Here is an 18,224-nt window from a genome sequence, read left to right on the forward strand (position 1 = left end):
GGTGCGGGTGTCACGGGGCACCCGCGCCCGCTCATTCCCCTTCCGTCTGAGGGCCCATCACCGGCACCTCCGTGTCCGGCGGCTCGCCCAGTGCCTCCCTCGCCGTCCGCGCCGCAGGCCCCCGCAGGGGCGAGAAGTGCGGGTTGATCCGCAGCGCCTCCGCGAGGTGCCGCCGCGCCGGGCCGTATCGCTCCAGCTCCCGTTCGATCATGCCGCGGTGATACATGTACGGCGCGCTGCGCACCCCGCCCGAGTGCTCCTCCTCCGTCGCCCGCACCGCGAACGTCAGCGCCTCCTCGTGCTCCCCGGCCCGGTGCAGTGCCCACCCCAGCGCGTCGGCGACCGCCGTCCCCGGCTGCCGTCGCCACTCCGCCCGCAGCCGTCGTACCGCGGCCTTCGGATCGCCGTGGTCCGCCTCGAACTGCCCCAGCACCAGCTCCTCGTCGGCCCCGGCCGCGGTCGCCCCGCGCACCCCCTCGCGCAGCAGGTCGTACTGCACCCGGGCCGCCTCCGGCATCCCCAGCGCCTCGTACAACTCGCCCAGCTCCAGGGCGTACTGCGGACACGGCTGCTTGGCGAGCGCCGCCCGGTAGGCGTTCAGGGCCTCCGTCGTCCGGCCCAGGGCCGCCAGCGCCCGGCCCTGCCCGGCCTGCGCGGCCCGCTGGTCCGGGTCGAGACGCACCGCCTCCTGGAAGTGCCGCAGCGCGTCCTCGAGGTCCCCGCGCTCCCAGGCGAGCTGCCCGGCCCGCTCCAGATAGGCCGCCCGCTCGGCCGGGGCCCGCGCGCCCGCCGCCGCGTCCGCCAGCGAGGCCGCCGCGTCCTCCCGCCGGCCGCGGTCCCGGTAGACGGCGGCGGCCCGCGCCAGCACGGCGGGCCCGGAGCGCAGCTCCGTCAGCCGGTCCAGCGCCCGCTCGGCCGCCTGGTGCTCGCCCAGCCCGGTGTAGGCGTCGATGAGCAGCGGATACGTCGTCCAGCGCCGCGGCTGGAGCTTCAGCGCCGCCTCACCCCACTGGCGTGCGGCGGGAAAGTCCCGGCGGGCGTTGGCCAGCGCGGCGAGACCGGCCAGGGCACGGGTGTTCCGCTTCGGCCGCACCCGCAGCGACGTACGCAGCGCCTTCTCGGCTCGCGGGTAGTACGCCGGGTCCGCCAGCCGCCGCCCCTGCTCCACATAGGCGCCACCGAGCACCGCCCAGGACCGGGCGTCCCTCGGGTGCGTCCGCAGCCGCTTCTCCCGCGCGTCGATCAGCTCCGCCAGGCCGGGCAGCGCGGCCGGCACCCCGCCGGCGACCGCCGCCATGGCCTGCGCCCCCGGCGAGGGCGGAGCCGGCGGGGCGGGCCGGTCCCACGGCAGCAGCACCAGCACCCCGCCGAGCACGGCACATCCCGCGACGGAGGCGACCAGCACGCGCCGACTCGGCACCCGCCGGCTGCGAAAGGGGCGTTTCGAACCGCTGCTCTCCTGTCGCTCCGGGCCCTCCTGATGGTTCTCCATGGCGCTCACTGTGCGTCAGTACGACGACCACACCCGGGCAGGCGAAGGGTGCCGCAGACGGGGTTCACACCGATGGCCCCCGGGTGCGAACCTGTGATCATGAGTCGTATCGAAGCGCACAGCTCCGAGGTCACCGGAACGACCGGCGACCTGGTCGACCTCCTGCTCGGCGGCCTCCCCGCCGAGGCGGTCCTCACCGACTCCGACGTCACGGCCTCCTACGCCAACGACATGGCGAGCTTCTGCCCGGCCGGCACCCCGGCCGTGGTCGTGCTGCCCCGTACGGCCGAACAGGTCCAGCACGTGATGCGCACCGCCACCGCCCTGCGCGTCCCGGTCGTCCCGCAGGGCGCCCGCACCGGACTGTCCGGCGCCGCGAACGCCTCCGACGGCTGCATCGTGCTCTCCCTGACGAAGATGGACCGGATCCTGGAGATCAACCCGGTCGACCGCATCGCCGTCGTCGAGCCCGGCGTGATCAACGCCGCCCTGTCCCGGGCCGTCGGCGAACACGGCCTGTACTACCCGCCGGACCCCTCCAGCTGGGAGATGTGCACCATCGGCGGCAACATCGGCACGGCCTCGGGCGGCCTGTGCTGCGTGAAGTACGGCGTGACCGCCGAGTACGTCCTCGGCCTCGACGTGGTGCTGGCCGACGGGCGGCTCATGTCCACCGGCCGCCGCACCGCCAAGGGCGTCGCCGGATACGACCTCACCCGCCTGTTCGTCGGCTCCGAGGGCTCGCTCGGCATCGTCGTACGGGCCGTCCTCGGGCTGCGCCCCAAGCCGCCCGAGCAACTGGTGCTGGCCGCCGAGTTCTCCTCAGCGGCCGCCGCCTGCGACGCGGTGTGCCGCGTCATGGAGGGCGGCCACGTCCCGTCACTCCTCGAACTCATGGACCGTACGACGGTCAAGGCCGTCAACGACCTGGCGCAGATGGGCCTGCCCGAGAGCACGGAAGCGCTGCTCCTGGCCGCGTTCGACACCACCGCCCCGGCCGCCGACCTCGCCGCCGTCGGCGCGCTGTGCGAGGCCGCCGGCGCCACCCAGGTCGTACCGGCCGACGACGTGGCCGAGTCCGAACTGCTGCTCCAGGCGCGGCGGCTGTCGCTCACCGCGCTGGAGGCCGTCAAGGGCGTGACGATGATCGACGACGTGTGCGTGCCCCGCTCCCGGCTCGCCGAGATGTTCGAAGGGGTCGACCGGATCGCCGAGAAGTACCAGCTCACCATCGGCGTCGTCGCCCATGCGGGCGACGGCAACACACACCCGACGGTCTGTTTCGACGCGGCGGACCCCGACGAGTCCCGGCGCGCCCGCGAGTCCTTCGACGAGATCATGGCCCTCGGCCTGGAACTCGGCGGCACCATCACCGGCGAGCACGGCGTCGGCGTCCTGAAGAAGGAGTGGCTGGCGCGTGAGATCGGCCCCGTCGGGCTGGAGATGCAGCGGGCCGTCAAGCAGGCCTTCGACCCGCTGGGCATCCTCAACCCGGGCAAGCTGTTCTGACCCGCCCCTCTCACTGGGCGAGCAGCTGGTCCAGCTCGTCGTCGAGACCGAGCTGTTCACCCTCCGCCCCCGGCGGGACCACCCGCAGCGTGCGCTCCAGCCAGGCCGACACCTGGGCCGCCGGGGCCTCGAGCAGGGCGTCCCCGTCGGGTGAACTCAGTCCGATCAGCACGACGCCGCGCCCCTCGGACTTCGTCGGCCACACCCGCACGTCCCCCTGCCCGCACGGCCGGAACACGCCCTCCACGAGCAGCTCGCGGGCGAACGTCCAGTGCACCGGGTGCTGGGTGTCGATGTGGAAGGTGATGTGGACGGCGTACGGATCGTCGGTGAGATACCCGAGCCGGGCCGGCACCGGGATCGTGCGCTCCGGCGACAGGATGAGTCTCAGCTCCAGTTCCCGCTCCACAACGGTGTGCATAGCGGTGTTCCCTTCTCCTGACAGCTGCCCGTGAGGGCCGGTCAGGGAGGGAGAGCGGGCGGGGGCGGCAGCATTACGCGCCTTGCCGGAAGTTTTTTCGCCGCGTAGCACATCGGTGCTCGAATGGGGTGGGTCCGGTGGGAGCGGCCGTGGCGCTTGCGCTCGTCTGATAGATGTGGAGGCCCCCAGTTGACCCCCGAGCAGATACGGGACCGACGGACATGAGCGCCCCAACCCCGGCCCCCGGTGACGACAGGCCCCGCGAAGGGTATTACCCGGACCCGTCCATTCCTGGATATGTCCGGTACTGGAACGGTGCCTCCTGGGTGCCGGGCACCAGCCGTCCGGCGCCCAAGGACGGCGAGACGCTCGCGCCGCCGCCCGGTGCGGGGTCCGGCTCCGCCGCCTCGGTCGAGGAGACCGGCCCGCACTTCTTCGACGAGGACCCCGAGGACGCCGCCCGGGAGCCGTCGGCCGCCGACGCCCAGCACGGCAGCCGTCCCGAACCCGCGACCGCCTGGGGCGCCGACCGCTCCCGCCAGTCCGGCTTCGGCGGCGACCAGGACCGCCGCGTCTCGTGGGGCGCCCCGCCCCAGGGGGCACAGGGGGCGGCGGCCCAGCAAGGGGCCGACCCGAGGGTGCCGCACGCCGACCGCGGGCCGGACGGCGAGTCCGCCGGGCAGGAGGCGGACGCCGCGTCCGCCGGCAGCACGTTCGTCTTCCGCCGCCCGACGGGGAAGTCCGGGGGAGGGGCGGCGGCACCCGCCGACGTTCCCGACGAGGGCACGATGACGTTCCGCGCGGTCTCGCCGCGCCCGGGCACGGGGAGCCCGGCGTCCGGTTCCGGCGCGCAGGGCGGTCCTGCGGCCTCCGACGGCAGCGCGGGGGCCGGGGGCTTCGGGCCGGCCGGCAGTGGTGCGGCGGGGCCCGCCTTCGGCGGTCAGGCCGGCTCCGGTGCCAACCCGGCCGGACCCGCCTTCGGCGCGCAGCCCGGCGTGGCCGGTTCCGGGGCCAACGCGGGGTCGCCCGGCTTCGGTGCCGGCAAGGCGGCCGCCGCCCGGGCCGCCGCCGCGCAGGCGGGCGCCCAGTCCTCCGCGGCCGCCCCGACGGCCCTGTCCGGGCCCCAGGCGGCCCCCACCGTTCCCCCGCAGTCCGGCGCACCCCAGCCGGGGGCCGCCCCCCTCAGCGCGGGCCCCGGCGGCGGTCAGTCGTCCTGGGCGCAGCAGGTGCACCGGCTCGCCGGAACCGGCGACGAGCAGCCCGTCGCGCCCTGGAAGCCGCCGACCGAGGACGTGTTCCAGGCGGCCGCCCGGCGCCAGGCGGCGGCCCGCCCCGCCGGGCTCGGCAAGCGCCTGGCCGCCCGGCTGCTGGACACGGTCGTCCTCCTGGGCGTCACCGCCGCGGCCGCCGTGCCGCTCGGCACCAAGGCGATCGACCACGTCAACGAGAAGATCGACGCGGCCAAGCTCTCCGGCGAGACCGTCACGGTCTGGCTGCTCGACGGCACCACATCGGTCTACCTCGGCATCATCGTGGCCGTCCTGCTGCTCGTCGGCGTCGTCTCCGAGGTGCTGCCCACCGCCAAGTGGGGCCGCACCCTCGGCAAGAAGCTGATGGGGCTCGACGTCCGGGACATCGAGGGCCACGAGGCCCCGGACTTCGGCTCCGCCCTGCGCCGCTGGCTGGTCTACAGCGTGCCGGGGCTGCTCGTCGTGGGGATCGTCGGCGTCGCCTGGTGCCTCTTCGACAAGCCGTGGCGCCAGTGCTGGCACGACAAGGCCGCACACACGTTCGTGGCGGGCTAGGCCGTGTCCGCGACCCCGTACCTCGTACGGCCTTCTGCCGGATGCGGAGGCGGGGGGTTCGCGGTCGACTCGGGCCATGAGCAGTGAACCGCCCCCCGGCTCCGGGCAGCAGCCCCCGGAAGACGACCCGTTCAGGAAGCAGCCCCCGAACGAGCCGCCCGGTGAGGGCGCGGGCTCGCCCTACGGCAGCGAACCCCCGCCGTACCAGGGCGGCGGCGGGCCGTCCGGTGGCCCCGGCGGCGGTCCCTACGGCGGGGACCCCTACGGCGGCGGCTCCTACCCCACCGACCCCCTCGCCGGCATGCCCCCGCTCGCCGACAGCGGCAAGCGCACGCTCGCCCGCGTCATCGACATGATCCTGGTGGGTGTCGTCGTCTGGCTGATCACCTGGGGCTTCGACGTCAACGAGTACGACGTGGACAGCGACCGCATCGAGGTCGGCAAGTCCTTCTGGCAGTCAGGGGTCGCCGCCGTCCTCTACATCGCCTACGACACCGTCCTGACTGCCAGGACCGGCCAGACCCTCGGCAAGAAGCTGCTGCACCTGCGCGTGGCCAACCTCGACAACGGCGACACGCCCTCCGCGCAGAACTCGCTGATGCGTGCCGCGGTGCTGTGGATCCCGTTCGCCTTCTGCTGCGCCTGTGTCTGGACTGCGGTCTGCGGCGGCTGGAGCTTCTTCGACCGGCCCTACAAGCAGGGCCTGCACGACAAGGCGGCCAAGACGGTCGTGGTCAGCACCGGTTGAGGTGGAGAGGGATCAGCCGGCGGTCAGGAGGCCGCCCGCTCGCGCACCGGCTCCGGGGCCGGTGCGGGGACCGAGGCCCGTAGGGGTTCCGCGGGGGCGGGCCGTTCCACCGCGGTCTGGCGTTTGCCGGGCAGCGGCACCGTCATGGCGACCAGCAGTCCGAGGGCGAGCGCCGCGAGGGCGATGATCGCGACCCCCACACCCGAACTCGTCTGTGACAGCAGCAGCATGGCGAGGGTCGAGAAGATCACGGTGCACGAACCGTAGGCGAGCTGTGCGGCAGTCGGACGGGGCATGGCCATCATGTCCTCGAAAGTGGGGGTCCACGGGGGTGTCAGCCTGGCTTTCCGCCGCCTTCCGAGCGTTCCGCCAAACGACATTCTCACGGGCAGGGTGCCCGAGCGGAACGCGCGGTAAGCGTGACCTAATCAACAGGTCCGGAGCATAGGGGGCGCACGGGGTCATGGCGTCCACCTAGTGGACATATGCGCGCGCCTGCTGCCAGATGGGCATGCGGGTTGGTTGTCCGCAAAACGAACGTGGACTCCGCATAGTGCACTTGACTTGTCCAAGTCAAGGTCTGTCTTTTCTGCTTAACCTCTAGTCAAATGTCGTCACTTGACTACACGCGTTGATCACGCGCGCGCGGACCTTCACTCGACGAGGCCCCCTTCCTTCCGCGCGCCCGGACGCGGGGGAGGAACTCAAGTGACCAGTAGACCCTGGACGTTCAGAGCGGCCGCCATCGGTGTGGCGCTCGCGGCGGCCACCGCCACCGTCTCCGCCTTTGCGGTGGCCCAGGCCGACGACGCCTCGGCTCCCCGGTCCGCCACCGTGGACCGGCACGACCCGGCGGAGCACGAGCACGACGAGCACAACCTCGAAGGCCCGCTGAGCAAGACCCAGGAGGCTCAGCGCCAGGAGGCCCTGAACCAGGTCATATCCGGCAAGTCCACGGTCAAGAACCGTGAGGGCTCGAAGGTCGTCCAGCTCAAGAGCAAGAAGGGCGACAGCAAGTACGTCGAGCTCGGCCGCGAGAAGACCGACAAGATCTTCACGATCCTGGTCGAGTTCGGCGACCAGATCGACAGCAAGTACGGCGGCACCCCGGGCCCGCTGCACAACCAGATAGCCAAGCCGGACCGCAAGAAGGACAACTCCACGGCCTGGCGGGCGGACTACAACCAGAAGTACTTCGAGGACCTCTACTTCGGCACCGGCAAGAACACCGAGTCGGTCAAGAAGTACTACGAGAAGCAGTCCTCCGGCCGCTACTCGGTCGAGGGCGAGGTCTCCGACTGGGTCAAGGTCCCCTACAACGAGGCCCGTTACGGGAACAACGCCTGCGGTGACACCAACTGCCCGAGCGTGTGGAACGTCGTCAGCGACGGTCTGAACGCGTGGGTCTCCCAGCAGAAGGCGGCTGGGAAGACCGACGCCGAGATCAAGGCGGACGTCAAGAAGTACGACCAGTGGGACCGCTACGACTTCGACGGCGACGGCGACTTCAACGAGTCGGACGGCTACATCGACCACTTCCAGGTCGTGCACGCCGGTGAGGACGAGTCGGCGGGCGGCGGCGCGCAGGGCGAGGACGCGATCTGGGCCCACCGCTGGTACGCCTTCGGCACCGACGCCGGCGCCACCGGCCCCGCGGACAACAAGCTCGGCGGCGCGAAGATCGGCGACACCGGCATCTGGGTCGGCGACTACACCGTCCAGCCGGAGAACGGCGGGCTCGGCGTCTACGCCCACGAGTACGGCCACGACCTCGGCCTGCCGGACCACTACGACACGACCGGCGGCGGCGACAACTCCACCGGCTTCTGGACCCTGATGTCCTCCGGCTCCTGGCTGGGCACCGGCAAGAACGAGATCGGCGACCTGCCCGGCGACATGACCGCCTGGGACAAGCTCCAGCTGGGCTGGCTCAAGTACGACACCGCGAAGGCCGCGACGAACTCGTGGCACAAGCTGGGTGTCGCCGAGTACAACACGAAGCACAAGCAGGCCCTCGTGGTGGAGCTGCCCAAGAAGGCCGTCACCACCGAGATCGTGGAGCCCGCGCAGGGTGCCACCCAGTGGTGGAGCGGCAGCGGCGACAACCTCAAGAACTCGCTGACCCGTTCCGTCGACCTCACCGGCAAGGAGTCGGCGTCGCTGACCTTCGACGGCTGGTACGACATCGAGTCCAACTACGACTACCTCTACGCCGAGGCGTCGACCGACGGCGGTGCCAACTGGACCGCGCTCGACGGCACGGTGGACGGCCAGCCGATCCCGCGTGACGGCAGCGACAAGCCGGCGCTGACCGGCACGCTCGACGCGTACAAGAAGCTGGCGTTCCCGCTGGACGCCTACGCGGGCAAGAAGTTCGACCTGCGCTTCCGCTACCAGACCGACGGCGGCGTGGCCCAGAAGGGCTTCACGGCCGACTCCATCACCGTCACCGCCGACGGCGCCGTGGTCTTCTCCGACGACGCCGAGTCCGCGGACGCGGCCTGGAAGGCCAACGGCTTCGCCCGCATGGGCGCTTCCTTCACCAAGGACTACGCGCAGTACTACCTCGCGGAGAACCGCCAGTACGTGTCGTACGACAAGACCCTCAAGGTCGGCCCGTACAACTTCGGCTTCACCAACAGCCGTCCGGACTGGGTGGAGCACTACGCGTACCAGAACGGCCTGTTGATCTGGAAGTGGGACACCTCCCAGGCGGACAACAACACCAGCGTCCACCCGGGCACGGGTCTGCTGCTGCCGGTCGACTCGCACCCGAAGGCGCTGAAGTGGACCGACGGCACGCTGATGCGCAACCGGATCCAGGCCTACGACTCGCCCTTCAGCCTGTACCGCACGGACGGCATCAAGCTGCACAACGCGGACGTCGCGACCCGGATCCCGTCGTCGAAGGGCGTGCCGGTCTTCAACGACCGCACGAACACCTACTACGACGAGACGAACAAGACCGGCGGCGTCAAGATCACTGACACCAACACCAAGATCAAGATCATCAAGGAGGCCAAGGACGGCTCGACGATCGAGCTCGAAGTAGGCCCCGCGGCGAAGTAAAACGCGTTCTCCCAGCTCAGAGCATGATCGGCGGTGACCCCCTGGCGGGTCACCGCCGATCCGTGTTTAGGTGCGTCCTGTGGTTCTCTTATTGACACCGACCGGCACACCGACCGACACGGGGGTATGACCGCATGGCCGCAGGAGGCTTCTGCAAGTTGCCGAACGGCACGGTGGTGGTGGCACTGAACCTGCCCAGCCCCGCCGCCGACGGCCCCGGCGCCGTCCGTGTTCTCGTCCACTCCGTGAACCGCGCCCGAGCCCTGACCAGGCTCCGCAACCTGGGCCTGCGCTCGGTCTACCTGCGCGGCAACGCCGCCCCGCCGAGCCCCGACGAGATCACGGCGGTCCTCCACCACCCCGACGGCCTCATATGGCGCACGGCCCCTGACAACGGTGTCCTGACCCCGGATCTCACCACGGAACTGTGGCGCCCGATCAGATCCCTCCTGAGACGCCCGACGGCCCAGACCTGACGCCGGGAGCCTTCCACCGCCTCACGGACTGGGAGCGGGCCCACACGCGCCCGGCCGCCTGCCGACCGGGCGTGACCGGGCCGCCGCCAGGGCCCGCGACCGGCACCGCGAGCGCTGCGGTCGGCCTGCGGTGGGCCATTGGCCACCCGGGCCCACAGGCCGCCCGGCGGCTCGCTGACCCCAGCTGGATGGCCCCTGGCCCGGTGGCACGTGGTCGTCCCGCGACTGCCCAGTGACCCGTGGTCGTCCCGCGACTGCCCAGTGACCCGTGGTCGTCCCGCGACTGCCCAGTGACCCGTGGTCTCCGGCGACAGGCCGGGGCCGGATGCCCTCCGGCTCGCTAACCCCAGCTGGATGGCCCCTGGCCCGGTGGCCCGTGGTCTCCCGCGAAAGACCCGGGCCGTGATGCCGTCGCTGCGACCTGGACCACAGCCGGATGCGCCCCTGCCCGGTCCCGCCGGGCGTCTGTGGGCCGCCTGGCCGGGGCGTGGTCCCAGCGCCGGGGCCATGGCCGGGGCGCGCCGGCAGCGGCTCGGTATGCAGGGGGCCTGCCGGCGGTCTCGGCTGAGTGTGATTGTCCCGCTGGCCCAGTCGGATGCGTTCCTGTCCGGGCCCGCCGGGCATTTGTCGGTCGCCAGGCCGGGGCGTGGTTCCAGCGCCGGGCCATGGCCGGGGCACGCCGGCATTGGCTCGGCGCGCAGGGGGCAGGCCCACCCGAGGCCTGCCGGCGGTTTCGGCCGAGTGTGGTCGTCCCGTCGGCCCAGCCGGATGTGCCCCTGCCCGGGCCCGTCGGCATCTGTCGGTCGCCCGGCCCCGGGGCGGGGTCCCACCGCGAGGGCCCACGGGCGGAGTGGTTCCAGCGCGAGGGCCCACGGCCGGACCGACCCGGGGCGGGCGCACCCGCTCCCTACAACTGCACGACCGGCTTCCCGGACAGCTCCACGCCCGCCTCGCGCAGTTCCTCCAGGGCGCGCTCGGTGGTCTCCTGGGAGACCCCCGCCGTCAGGTCCAGGAGGACCTGCGTGCGGAAGCCCTCCCGGGCCGCGTCCAGGGCCGTGGCGCGGACGCAGTGGTCCGTGGCGATGCCGACCACGTCCACCTCGGTCACCTCGCGGGAGCGGAGCCAGGCGGCCAGGTTCGTGCCGTTCTCGTCCGCTCCCTCGAAGCCGCTGTACGCCGCCGAGTACGCCCCCTTGTCGAACACGGCATCGATCGAACCGGAAGCGACCGCGGGGGCGAAGTTGGGGTGGAAGCCGACGCCCTCCGTGCCCGCGACGCAGTGCGCGGGCCAGGAGCGGGCGTAGTCCGGGTTCGTGGAGAAGTGGCCGCCGGGAGCGATGTGGTGGTCGCGGGTGGCCACGACGTGCTGGTAGCCGGACCCGGCCGCCTGCCCGATCAGCTCCGTGACGGCGGCAGCCACATCGGCACCACCGGCCACGGCGAGGCTGCCCCCCTCGCAGAAGTCGTTCTGCACGTCTACGACGATCAAGGCGCGGCGCATGGTCGGTGTCCTTCGGCTATGAGGTCGGCAAGCCCGGACGGTGCAGTGCCGAGCCTATTGACAAGGGGGAGACGGCGGGAGGGGTCACGGGTCGGCGCATCGCGGCACACCCCCTAGCTACCCGAGGCCCCGTGCACGTACTCCGTCGGAAGGACAGGCTCCCCGCGCGAGAGCTGCGTCGCCGACATCGGAAGCCCCGCGCGAGCGGCCGCGTGCCGGTCCCGGACGGCGTCCAGCGGCTCACGGGCCACGACCTCACCGCCCTTGACCAGCTCCACCAGCAGCTGCCGGTCCGCGAGCCCGGCCGGCACCGGCCCCGTGCCGATCACCTCGGCCTCGGCGACCCCGTACGCGTCCAGCCGCCGCGCGGCCCACTTGCGCCCGCCCACCGACGTTTTGCCACCGGTCGACTTCTTGGCCACCGGCACCAGCGGTGCCTTCCGGTCGGTGGACTCGGCCCGCGCGACCAGCTTGTAGACCATCGAGGACGTCGGATGCCCGGAGCCGGTCACCAGCTGCGTACCGACGCCGTACGCGTCCACCGGCGCCGCCGCCAGCGAGGCGATCGCGTACTCGTCCAGGTCCGAGGTCACGACGATCTTGGTGCCGGTCGCCCCCAGCTCGTCCAGTTGCTGCCGCACCCGGTGCGCCACCAGCAGCAGATCGCCGGAGTCGATCCGCACGGCCCCCAGGTCGGTGCCGGCGACCTCCACGGCCGTGCGGACGGCCTCGGCGACGTCGTACGTGTCGACGAGCAGGGTGGTGCCCCGGCCCAGCGTGTTCACCTGGGCCTGGAAGGCGTCCCGCTCGCTGTCGTGCAGCAGGGTGAAGGCGTGCGCGGAGGTGCCGACGGTCGGGATGCCGTAGCGGAACCCGGCGGCCAGGTCCGAGGTGGTCGCGAAGCCGCCGACGTACGCGGCCCGGGAGGCCGCCACCGCCGCCAGCTCGTGCGTGCGCCGGGCGCCCATCTCGATCAGCGGCCGGTCACCCGCCGCCGACGACATGCGCGAGGCCGCCGCGGCGATCGCCGAGTCGTGGTTGAGGATCGACAGGATCACCGTCTCCAGCAGCACGCACTCGGCGAAGGTGCCCTCGACCCGCATGATCGGCGAGCCCGGGAAGTACACCTCACCCTCGGGGTAGCCCCAGATGTCCCCGCTGAAGCGGTAGCCGGCGAGCCACTCGAGCGTCTCCTCGTCGACGATCTCCCGCTCGCGCAGGAAGCCGAGGACGCCCGGGTCGAAGCGGAAGTTCTCCACCGCGTCCAGCACTCGCCCGGTGCCGGCCACGACGCCGTAGCGGCGCCCGTTCGGCAGGCGCCGGGTGAAGACCTCGAACACGCTCCGCCGCTCGGCCGTGCCCGCCGCGAGCGCGGCCCGCAGCATCGTCAGCTCGTACTGGTCCGTGAAGAGCGCCGTCGAGGGAACGCCCACCCGTCGCCCGCCACCGCCCTTCCGCGGAAGCGCTTCGCGCCCTTCTTCTTCCGGCAGCCCAAGGTCCGCTGTGTTCATTCGAGGATCGTACCCCCATCTCGTCAATCTGACGATTGCGCCTTCCGGCGACGCGATCGCCTTGCTTCCAGGCCCGTTTGTGCGACTACCCCCCTCGGGTGGCAGCATGGGCATGTGACGTCACCCGCACCCCTGGAGATCGAACGCACCGAGTCGGCGGAGGAGGTCTTCGCCGTCCCCGAGCCGGACCTCCCCTGGGTCACCATCGTCCACAACGACCCGGTCAACCTCATGAGCTACGTGACGTACGTCTTCCAGACGTATTTCGGCTACTCCAAGGACAAGGCCACCAAGCTCATGATGGACGTCCACCACAAGGGCCGGGCGGTCGTCTCCAGCGGCAGCCGCGAGGAGATGGAGCGCGACGTGCAGGCCATGCACGGCTACGGCCTGTGGGCCACTCTCCAGCAGGACCGCAAGTAGCCAGCAGCCCGCCCAGCAGCGAAAAGGCGTTCATGCCCGGAACCTTCGAACCGCTTCCCGGCGGCGGCGCGGCCGTCGCCCTCGACGACGTCGAGATCTCCATCATCCGGTCGCTGGCCGTCCAGCTCCTGGAGCTCATCGGCCCCGGCCCCGCCGAGGACGCCCCGGACGACCCGCTCGCCGAGCTGTTCACGGACGGCCCGAGCGAGCCGCCGACCGACCCGGTGCTCAAGCGGCTCTTCCCGGACGCCTACAGCGACCCCGAGCAGCCCGCCTCGCCCCGGGACGCCGAGGAGCAGCGGGCGTACTCCTCCGAGTTCCGCCGCTACACCGAGAACGACCTGCGGGCCGGCAAGCGGGACAGCGCCCTCACGGTGATCCGCTCCCTGGACGCGCTCTCCTCGGCCTCGGCCGGTGAGGGCGGGGCCGTGCTGAAGCTGTCGCCGGAGGAGTCCCAGCAGTGGCTGGGCGCTCTGAACGACCTGCGGCTCGCGATCGGCTCGCGGCTGGAAATCACCGACGAGGAGGACAGCGACCTCCTCTACAGCCTCCCGGACGAGGACCCGCGCAAGCCGATGGTGATGGCCTATCTGTGGCTGGGTGGACTCCAGGAGACGCTGGTCGGAACGCTTATGCCCTGATCAGTGCAGGTCTTGTGACCGGCGGGTGACCGATCGGTGTTCGCTCAGAGGACACTCAAATCCGAATAACGATCGCGTCACCGCACCCGCCTTCTATGCCGTCTTCGGCTGCGCTTTGTCCGGTTCTCCCTGTGTGGTGCGTCACAAATCAGCCATGTGATCAATGTTGCGGCCGTGATAAATCTTCACGACCGCCCGGCCGACACCACCCGAATGTCCAGGCCGGGTGCGCCACCGAGCCGACAACCGTCGGCCAGGCACGAGCGGCCCTCCGGGGCCCGCTCAGCTCCATCATTCCGGGGGGATCGAGACCCGATCCGAGGCCGACGCGAGGCCCGGATCGGCATGGAGAAAGGCGCACCACACATGACCTCTGCGCAGGTCGACACGGAAAACGTCCCTGAAGAGGGGTACGAGCGCGGACTCGGCAGTCGCCAGGTCCAGATGATCGCCATCGGCGGCGCCATCGGCGTCGGCCTGTTCATGGGTGCCGGAGCGAACATCGCCAAGGCCGGCCCCAGCATCATCCTCATGTACGCCCTCGCCGGCGTCGTCATCTTCTTCATCATGCGGGCCCTGGGCGAACTGCTCCTCTACCGGCCCGTCTCCGGCTCCTTCGCCGAGTACGCCCGCGAATTCCTCGGCCCGTTCTTCGGGTTCGTCACGGGCTGGACGTACTGGCTCATGTGGGTGGTCACCGGCATGGCCGAACTCACGGCCGCCGCGATCTACATCCACTTCTGGTTCCCCGAGATCCCGCAATGGGTCAGCGCCCTGGTCTTCCTGGTGGTGCTCTTCGGCGTCAACCTGATCTCCGTCAAGATCTTCGGCGAGGTCGAGTTCTGGTTCTCGATGATCAAGGTCACGGCCATCATCGGCATGATCGTCATCGGCCTCGGCGTGCTCACCCTCGGCTTCTCCGACGCCGGTGACACCGCCACCGTCTCCAACCTCTGGTCGCACGACGGCTTCTTCCCGAACGGCATCGGCTCCAGCCTGATGACGCTCCAGGGCGTCATGTTCGCCTACCTCGCCGTCGAGCTCGTCGGCGTCACCGCGGGCGAGTCCGAGAACCCCGAGAAGACCCTGCCCAAGGCCATCAACACCCTGCCCTGGCGCATCATCGTCTTCTACGTCGGCGCGCTGCTGGTGATCCTCTCCGTCGTCAAGTGGACCGAGTTCTCCGAGGGCGAGAGCCCGTTCGTCCACGCGTTCGGCGAGATCGGCATCCCGCTCGCCGCGGGCATCGTCAACTTCGTGGTGCTCACCGCGGCCCTGTCGTCCTGCAACTCGGGCATGTACTCCACCGGCCGCATGCTGCGCGACCTCGCCTCCAACAGCGAGGCCCCGCAGGCCTTCGGCAAGCTCAACGCCCGCAAGACGCCCGCCGTCGGCATCAGCGTCTCCGTCGCGCTCATGGGCATCGGCGTCGTCCTGAACTACGTCGTCCCGGAGAAGGCGTTCCTCTACGTCACCTCCGTCGCCACCGCGGCAGGCATCTGGACCTGGATGATGATCCTCGTCAGCCACATCCGCTACCGCGCCGCGGTCGACGCGGGCCGGCTGCGCGCCTCGTCCTTCCCCGCCCCCGGCGGCGCGCTCTTCAGCTGGGTCGCGCTCCTCTTCCTCATCGGCGTGACCTTCATGATCGCGTACGACAAGGACGCGCGGATCTGCCTGTACGTCGCGGCCGGCTGGGCCGTCGCCCTCGGCATCGGCTGGGCGATCCTCAAGAGCCGCAACCCGCAGATCGCCGAGCGCCGCGACACCGAGTTCGAGAAGGTCGGCTGACCAGCCCGCTCGAACCGAACCCGCCAGGACGCCCAGCGGCAGGGAGTACTCGTGGCACTCCCTGCCGCTGCCGCTCAGGGCGTCCGGCATATGGGCCGTTCCGTACCAACCTTCGGTACGGAACGGCCCTTCTGCTTATCCTGACGAGCATGCTGACCATCACCCAGGCCCTCGTCGACCAGATCGTCGCCCACGCGCGCAAGGACCACCCCGACGAGGCGTGCGGCGTGATCGCGGGCCCGGCGGGCTCGGACCGCCCCGAGCGCTTCATCCCGATGCTGAACGCGGCCATGTCGCCCACGTTCTACGAGTTCGACTCCGGCGATCTGCTCAAGCTCTACCGCGAGATGGACGACCGCGACGAGGAGCCGGTGGTCATCTACCACTCCCACACGGCGACCGAGGCCTACCCCTCCCGCACCGACATCTCCTACGCGAACGAGCCGGGCGCCCACTACGTCCTCGTCTCCACCGCCGACACCGACGGGGCCGGCGAGTTCCAGTTCCGCTCGTTCCGTATCGTCGAGGGCGAGGTCACGGAGGAAGAGGTCCAGGTCGTCGAGGCCTACTGAGCAGCCCTGAGCAGCGCGGTCTCACTCTCCGGCCCGGAACCGTCCGCGATGTGGGATCACATTCCAGTACCCGGACCGGGAATCGATACGATGACCCCATGGTTTTCCACGACGTGAGCGACAAGACGCCGGGCGAGCTGCTCGTGGCGCGGCTGCACGTCGACCTGTGCAGGCTCGCCAGCGCCATCTGTTGACGCAGGTCCCTGCCGCCGTACGGCCGTGAGCCGCGGCGCTGCACACACGCACCACCCCGCTGTTCCTGCGCTGCCGCGCGCCCCGACTGACTACTCCCGACAGGAGCCCTGAAGCCATGGCCATCGAGGTCCGCATCCCGACCATCCTCCGCACGTACACCGACGGTCAGAAGGCGGTGGAGGCCAGCGGTGACACCCTCGCCGAGCTGTTCACCGACCTCGAGACCCGGCACGCCGGCATCCAGGCCCGCATCGTGGACGGCGACCAGCTGCGCCGCTTCGTCAACGTGTACCTGAACGACGAGGACGTGCGCTTCCTCGACGGCATCAACACCAAGCTGTCGGACGGCGACAACGTCACGATCCTGCCGGCTGTGGCCGGCGGCATGGTCTGATCACCGATGCGCTACGACTCACCCCTGGCCGCGGTAGGCAACACCCCCCTGGTGCGCCTGCCGCGGCTGTCGCCGTCCGCCGACGTCCGTATCTGGGCGAAGCTGGAGGACCGCAACCCGACCGGCTCGGTCAAGGACCGCCCGGCCCTGCACATGATCGAACAGGCGGAGAAGGACGGCCGCCTGACCCCGGGCTGCACGATCCTGGAGCCCACGTCGGGCAACACCGGCATCTCCCTGGCCATGGCGGCCAAGCTCAAGGGCTACCGCATCGTGTGCGTGATGCCGGAGAACACCTCCCGGGAACGCCGGGACCTGCTGGCCATGTGGGGCGCCGAGATCATCTCCTCTCCGGCCGCGGGCGGCTCCAACACCGCCGTGCGCGTCGCCAAGGAACTCTCGGCCGAGCACCCGGACTGGGTGATGCTGTACCAGTACGGCAACCCGGACAACGCGGGCGCCCACTACGCGACGACGGGCCCGGAGATCCTCGCCGACCTGCCCTCCGTCACCCACTTCGTGGCCGGCCTCGGCACCACGGGCACGCTCATGGGCGTGGGCCGCTACCTGCGCGAGCACAAGCCGGACGTCCAGATCGTCGCGGCCGAACCGCGCTACGACGACCTGGTCTACGGCCTGCGCAACCTCGACGAGGGCTTCGTTCCCGAGCTGTACGACGCGTCGGTCCTCACCAGCCGCTTCTCGGTCGGCTCGGCCGACGCGGTCACCCGTACCCGGGAGTTGCTCCAGCAGGAGGGCATCTTCGCCGGCGTCTCGACGGGCGCCGCGCTGCACGCCGCGCTCGGCGTGGGCCGCAAGGCCGTGAAGGCCGGTGAGCAGGCCGACATCGTCTTCGTCGTCGCGGACGGCGGCTGGAAGTACCTGTCGACGGGCGTCTACACGGCGGCCACGACAGAGGCGGCCATCGAGACGCTCCAGGGACAGCTCTGGGCGTGAGCCGACGGCGGATCACACGAGAGGGCCGGAGTTCTCACTCCGGCCCTTCTGGTTCTCCTCCGGTCCTCCGGGAAGGGGCGGGCTGCGGGAAGGGCGGGCGGTCTCACCCCGCCAGGTACCGCACCCGGTCCCACAGCGCCGGGTCCACCACACCGACCCGTCGCCTAAAGCCCCACACCGGGACCTCCCGCAACTCGTCCGTCTCCAGGAAGCTCGCACGGCCCCTGGCATCGCCGACCGAGCCCGGCGGCAGCGGGATGACGCCGTTGCGCTCGTCCCGGAACCGAGTGGTGATCTTCGCGACGGTCGCCCGCTCCCCGCGCACCGCCAGCACCAGACACGGCCGGTCCTTGGCCCGCCCGTCTCCCACCACCGCCCTACCCGACGCGCTTCGCGCGGCCCCCGCTGATTCCGTCTCGTCCTCGTAGGGCACGTCCGCCCACCAGATCTCCGCCGGCTGCGGGAGGCCCGCCACCGCGGTGGCCGGTGCGGCCGGCCGGACCCGCCGCGCCGACGACCGCCGCCCCCAGCCGTCGACGAGCGTCGCGATGAGTGCGAGCAGTACCACCGCGGCGAGCGCCAGCCACCAGGACGTGTCCATACTGAGACGTTACCGGCGCCATCCCTCCCATGCGCCCTCCCTGACAAGGATCACGCCCGGTCCTGCCGCCCGAACCGGTGACACCACAGGTGAGTTCGCCCACAACAGCCCTTGGCGG

The 18,224-nt window shown here is 71.2% G+C and carries 18 protein-coding genes; 12 read left to right on the plus strand and 6 right to left on the minus strand.

All coding sequences use genetic code 11. The annotated features are described in order from the left end of the window. Positions 1 to 31 precede the first annotated feature (31 nt). On the minus strand, positions 32 to 1,492 hold the full coding sequence (locus OG542_RS25075; protein ID WP_408057790.1) for a tetratricopeptide repeat protein: 1,461 nt from the start codon (positions 1,490 to 1,492) through the stop codon (positions 32 to 34). Positions 1,493 to 1,585: 93 nt separating this feature from the next. Here OG542_RS25075 and OG542_RS25080 point away from each other — a divergent pair, with 93 nt between their 5' ends. Then, on the plus strand, positions 1,586 to 3,001 hold the full coding sequence (locus tag OG542_RS25080; protein ID WP_328413748.1) for an FAD-binding oxidoreductase: 1,416 nt from the start codon (positions 1,586 to 1,588) through the stop codon (positions 2,999 to 3,001). Between the two features lie 10 nt (positions 3,002 to 3,011). Here OG542_RS25080 and OG542_RS25085 read toward each other — a convergent pair whose 3' ends face one another. Next, entirely contained in the window at positions 3,012 to 3,422 is a 411-nt protein-coding gene (locus OG542_RS25085) for an SsgA family sporulation/cell division regulator (RefSeq protein ID WP_311125949.1), read from the minus strand. A 221-nt stretch (positions 3,423 to 3,643) separates the two neighbouring features. Between OG542_RS25085 and OG542_RS25090 the strand changes: the two genes are divergently transcribed. Both OG542_RS25090 and OG542_RS25095 read left to right on the plus strand, forming a co-directional pair. Next, positions 3,644 to 5,227: an RDD family protein gene (locus OG542_RS25090; protein ID WP_328413749.1), complete on the plus strand. Its 1,584-nt coding sequence runs from the start codon at positions 3,644 to 3,646 to the stop codon at positions 5,225 to 5,227. Between the two features lie 76 nt (positions 5,228 to 5,303). Then, the gene (locus OG542_RS25095; RefSeq protein WP_311125947.1) at positions 5,304 to 5,975 is read left to right on the plus strand and encodes an RDD family protein; all 672 of its coding nucleotides are present in this window, start codon (positions 5,304 to 5,306) and stop codon (positions 5,973 to 5,975) included. A gap of 23 nt (positions 5,976 to 5,998) precedes the next feature. On the opposite strand, the gene OG542_RS25100 is transcribed toward OG542_RS25095, so the two are convergent. Next, entirely contained in the window at positions 5,999 to 6,271 is a 273-nt protein-coding gene (locus OG542_RS25100) for a hypothetical protein (RefSeq protein WP_311125946.1), read from the minus strand. 412 nt (positions 6,272 to 6,683) lie between these two features. Between OG542_RS25100 and OG542_RS25105 the strand changes: the two genes are divergently transcribed. Next, positions 6,684 to 9,044, plus strand: coding sequence for an immune inhibitor A domain-containing protein (locus tag OG542_RS25105; RefSeq protein WP_328413750.1), 2,361 nt, complete (start codon positions 6,684 to 6,686; stop codon positions 9,042 to 9,044). 134 nt (positions 9,045 to 9,178) lie between these two features. Next, positions 9,179 to 9,520 (plus strand): hypothetical protein, encoded by a 342-nt coding sequence (locus tag OG542_RS25110; RefSeq protein ID WP_261681709.1) that lies wholly within the window; start codon positions 9,179 to 9,181, stop codon positions 9,518 to 9,520. Between the two features lie 907 nt (positions 9,521 to 10,427). On the opposite strand, the gene OG542_RS25115 is transcribed toward OG542_RS25110, so the two are convergent. Beyond that, positions 10,428 to 11,021 carry an isochorismatase family protein gene (locus tag OG542_RS25115; RefSeq protein WP_311125944.1) on the minus strand — a complete coding sequence of 198 codons (594 nt, stop codon included), beginning with the start codon at positions 11,019 to 11,021 and terminating at the stop codon, positions 10,428 to 10,430. Positions 11,022 to 11,134: 113 nt separating this feature from the next. Continuing rightward, positions 11,135 to 12,532, minus strand: coding sequence for a nicotinate phosphoribosyltransferase (locus OG542_RS25120; RefSeq protein WP_408057791.1), 1,398 nt, complete (start codon positions 12,530 to 12,532; stop codon positions 11,135 to 11,137). A gap of 114 nt (positions 12,533 to 12,646) precedes the next feature. Here OG542_RS25120 and clpS point away from each other — a divergent pair, with 114 nt between their 5' ends. The 7 genes from clpS to OG542_RS25155 all read left to right on the plus strand — a co-directional run bounded on the left by clpS (position 12,647) and on the right by OG542_RS25155 (position 17,505). Then, positions 12,647 to 12,955 (plus strand): ATP-dependent Clp protease adapter ClpS, encoded by a 309-nt coding sequence (gene clpS, locus OG542_RS25125; protein WP_184593217.1) that lies wholly within the window; start codon positions 12,647 to 12,649, stop codon positions 12,953 to 12,955. A gap of 32 nt (positions 12,956 to 12,987) precedes the next feature. Beyond that, entirely contained in the window at positions 12,988 to 13,596 is a 609-nt protein-coding gene (locus OG542_RS25130) for a DUF2017 domain-containing protein (RefSeq protein ID WP_193478335.1), read from the plus strand. Positions 13,597 to 13,962: 366 nt separating this feature from the next. Next, entirely contained in the window at positions 13,963 to 15,387 is a 1,425-nt protein-coding gene (locus tag OG542_RS25135) for an amino acid permease (protein ID WP_311125942.1), read from the plus strand. A 149-nt stretch (positions 15,388 to 15,536) separates the two neighbouring features. After that, positions 15,537 to 15,959: a M67 family metallopeptidase gene (locus tag OG542_RS25140; protein WP_184593211.1), complete on the plus strand. Its 423-nt coding sequence runs from the start codon at positions 15,537 to 15,539 to the stop codon at positions 15,957 to 15,959. A gap of 98 nt (positions 15,960 to 16,057) precedes the next feature. Beyond that, positions 16,058 to 16,153: a putative leader peptide gene (locus OG542_RS25145; protein WP_311125941.1), complete on the plus strand. Its 96-nt coding sequence runs from the start codon at positions 16,058 to 16,060 to the stop codon at positions 16,151 to 16,153. 116 nt (positions 16,154 to 16,269) lie between these two features. After that, positions 16,270 to 16,548, plus strand: a complete 279-nt coding sequence (locus OG542_RS25150) for a MoaD/ThiS family protein (protein WP_184593209.1) — start codon at positions 16,270 to 16,272, stop codon at positions 16,546 to 16,548. A 6-nt stretch (positions 16,549 to 16,554) separates the two neighbouring features. Then, on the plus strand, positions 16,555 to 17,505 hold the full coding sequence (locus tag OG542_RS25155; protein WP_328413751.1) for a PLP-dependent cysteine synthase family protein: 951 nt from the start codon (positions 16,555 to 16,557) through the stop codon (positions 17,503 to 17,505). Positions 17,506 to 17,608: 103 nt separating this feature from the next. Here the strand turns inward: OG542_RS25155 and OG542_RS25160 are convergent, their stop codons facing one another. Then, a complete protein-coding gene (locus OG542_RS25160; RefSeq protein ID WP_328413752.1) occupies positions 17,609 to 18,106 on the minus strand; it encodes a type II toxin-antitoxin system PemK/MazF family toxin in 498 nt (165 codons plus the stop codon). Between the last annotated feature and the right edge of the window lie 118 nt (positions 18,107 to 18,224).

It is taken from the genome of Streptomyces violaceus (assembly GCF_036014075.1).
Classification (GTDB): Bacteria; Actinomycetota; Actinomycetes; order Streptomycetales; family Streptomycetaceae; genus Streptomyces; species Streptomyces violaceus.

Excerpts from the sequence above, each read along its gene's own strand:
- OG542_RS25075 (WP_408057790.1), bottom strand. The coding sequence starts at position 1,492 with ATGGAGAACCATCAGGAGGGCCCGGAGCGACAGGAGAGCAGCGGTTCG.
- OG542_RS25085 (WP_311125949.1), bottom strand. The coding sequence starts at position 3,422 with ATGCACACCGTTGTGGAGCGGGAACTGGAGCTGAGACTCATCCTGTCG.
- OG542_RS25090 (WP_328413749.1), top strand. The coding sequence starts at position 3,644 with ATGAGCGCCCCAACCCCGGCCCCCGGTGACGACAGGCCCCGCGAAGGG.
- OG542_RS25095 (WP_311125947.1), top strand. The coding sequence starts at position 5,304 with ATGAGCAGTGAACCGCCCCCCGGCTCCGGGCAGCAGCCCCCGGAAGAC.
- OG542_RS25100 (WP_311125946.1), bottom strand. The coding sequence starts at position 6,271 with ATGCCCCGTCCGACTGCCGCACAGCTCGCCTACGGTTCGTGCACCGTG.
- OG542_RS25110 (WP_261681709.1), top strand. The coding sequence starts at position 9,179 with ATGGCCGCAGGAGGCTTCTGCAAGTTGCCGAACGGCACGGTGGTGGTG.
- OG542_RS25115 (WP_311125944.1), bottom strand. The coding sequence starts at position 11,021 with ATGCGCCGCGCCTTGATCGTCGTAGACGTGCAGAACGACTTCTGCGAG.
- OG542_RS25120 (WP_408057791.1), bottom strand. The coding sequence starts at position 12,532 with ATGAACACAGCGGACCTTGGGCTGCCGGAAGAAGAAGGGCGCGAAGCG.
- OG542_RS25130 (WP_193478335.1), top strand. The coding sequence starts at position 12,988 with ATGCCCGGAACCTTCGAACCGCTTCCCGGCGGCGGCGCGGCCGTCGCC.
- OG542_RS25135 (WP_311125942.1), top strand. The coding sequence starts at position 13,963 with ATGACCTCTGCGCAGGTCGACACGGAAAACGTCCCTGAAGAGGGGTAC.
- OG542_RS25140 (WP_184593211.1), top strand. The coding sequence starts at position 15,537 with ATGCTGACCATCACCCAGGCCCTCGTCGACCAGATCGTCGCCCACGCG.
- OG542_RS25145 (WP_311125941.1), top strand. The coding sequence starts at position 16,058 with ATGGTTTTCCACGACGTGAGCGACAAGACGCCGGGCGAGCTGCTCGTG.
- OG542_RS25150 (WP_184593209.1), top strand. The coding sequence starts at position 16,270 with ATGGCCATCGAGGTCCGCATCCCGACCATCCTCCGCACGTACACCGAC.
- OG542_RS25155 (WP_328413751.1), top strand. The coding sequence starts at position 16,555 with ATGCGCTACGACTCACCCCTGGCCGCGGTAGGCAACACCCCCCTGGTG.
- OG542_RS25160 (WP_328413752.1), bottom strand. The coding sequence starts at position 18,106 with ATGGACACGTCCTGGTGGCTGGCGCTCGCCGCGGTGGTACTGCTCGCA.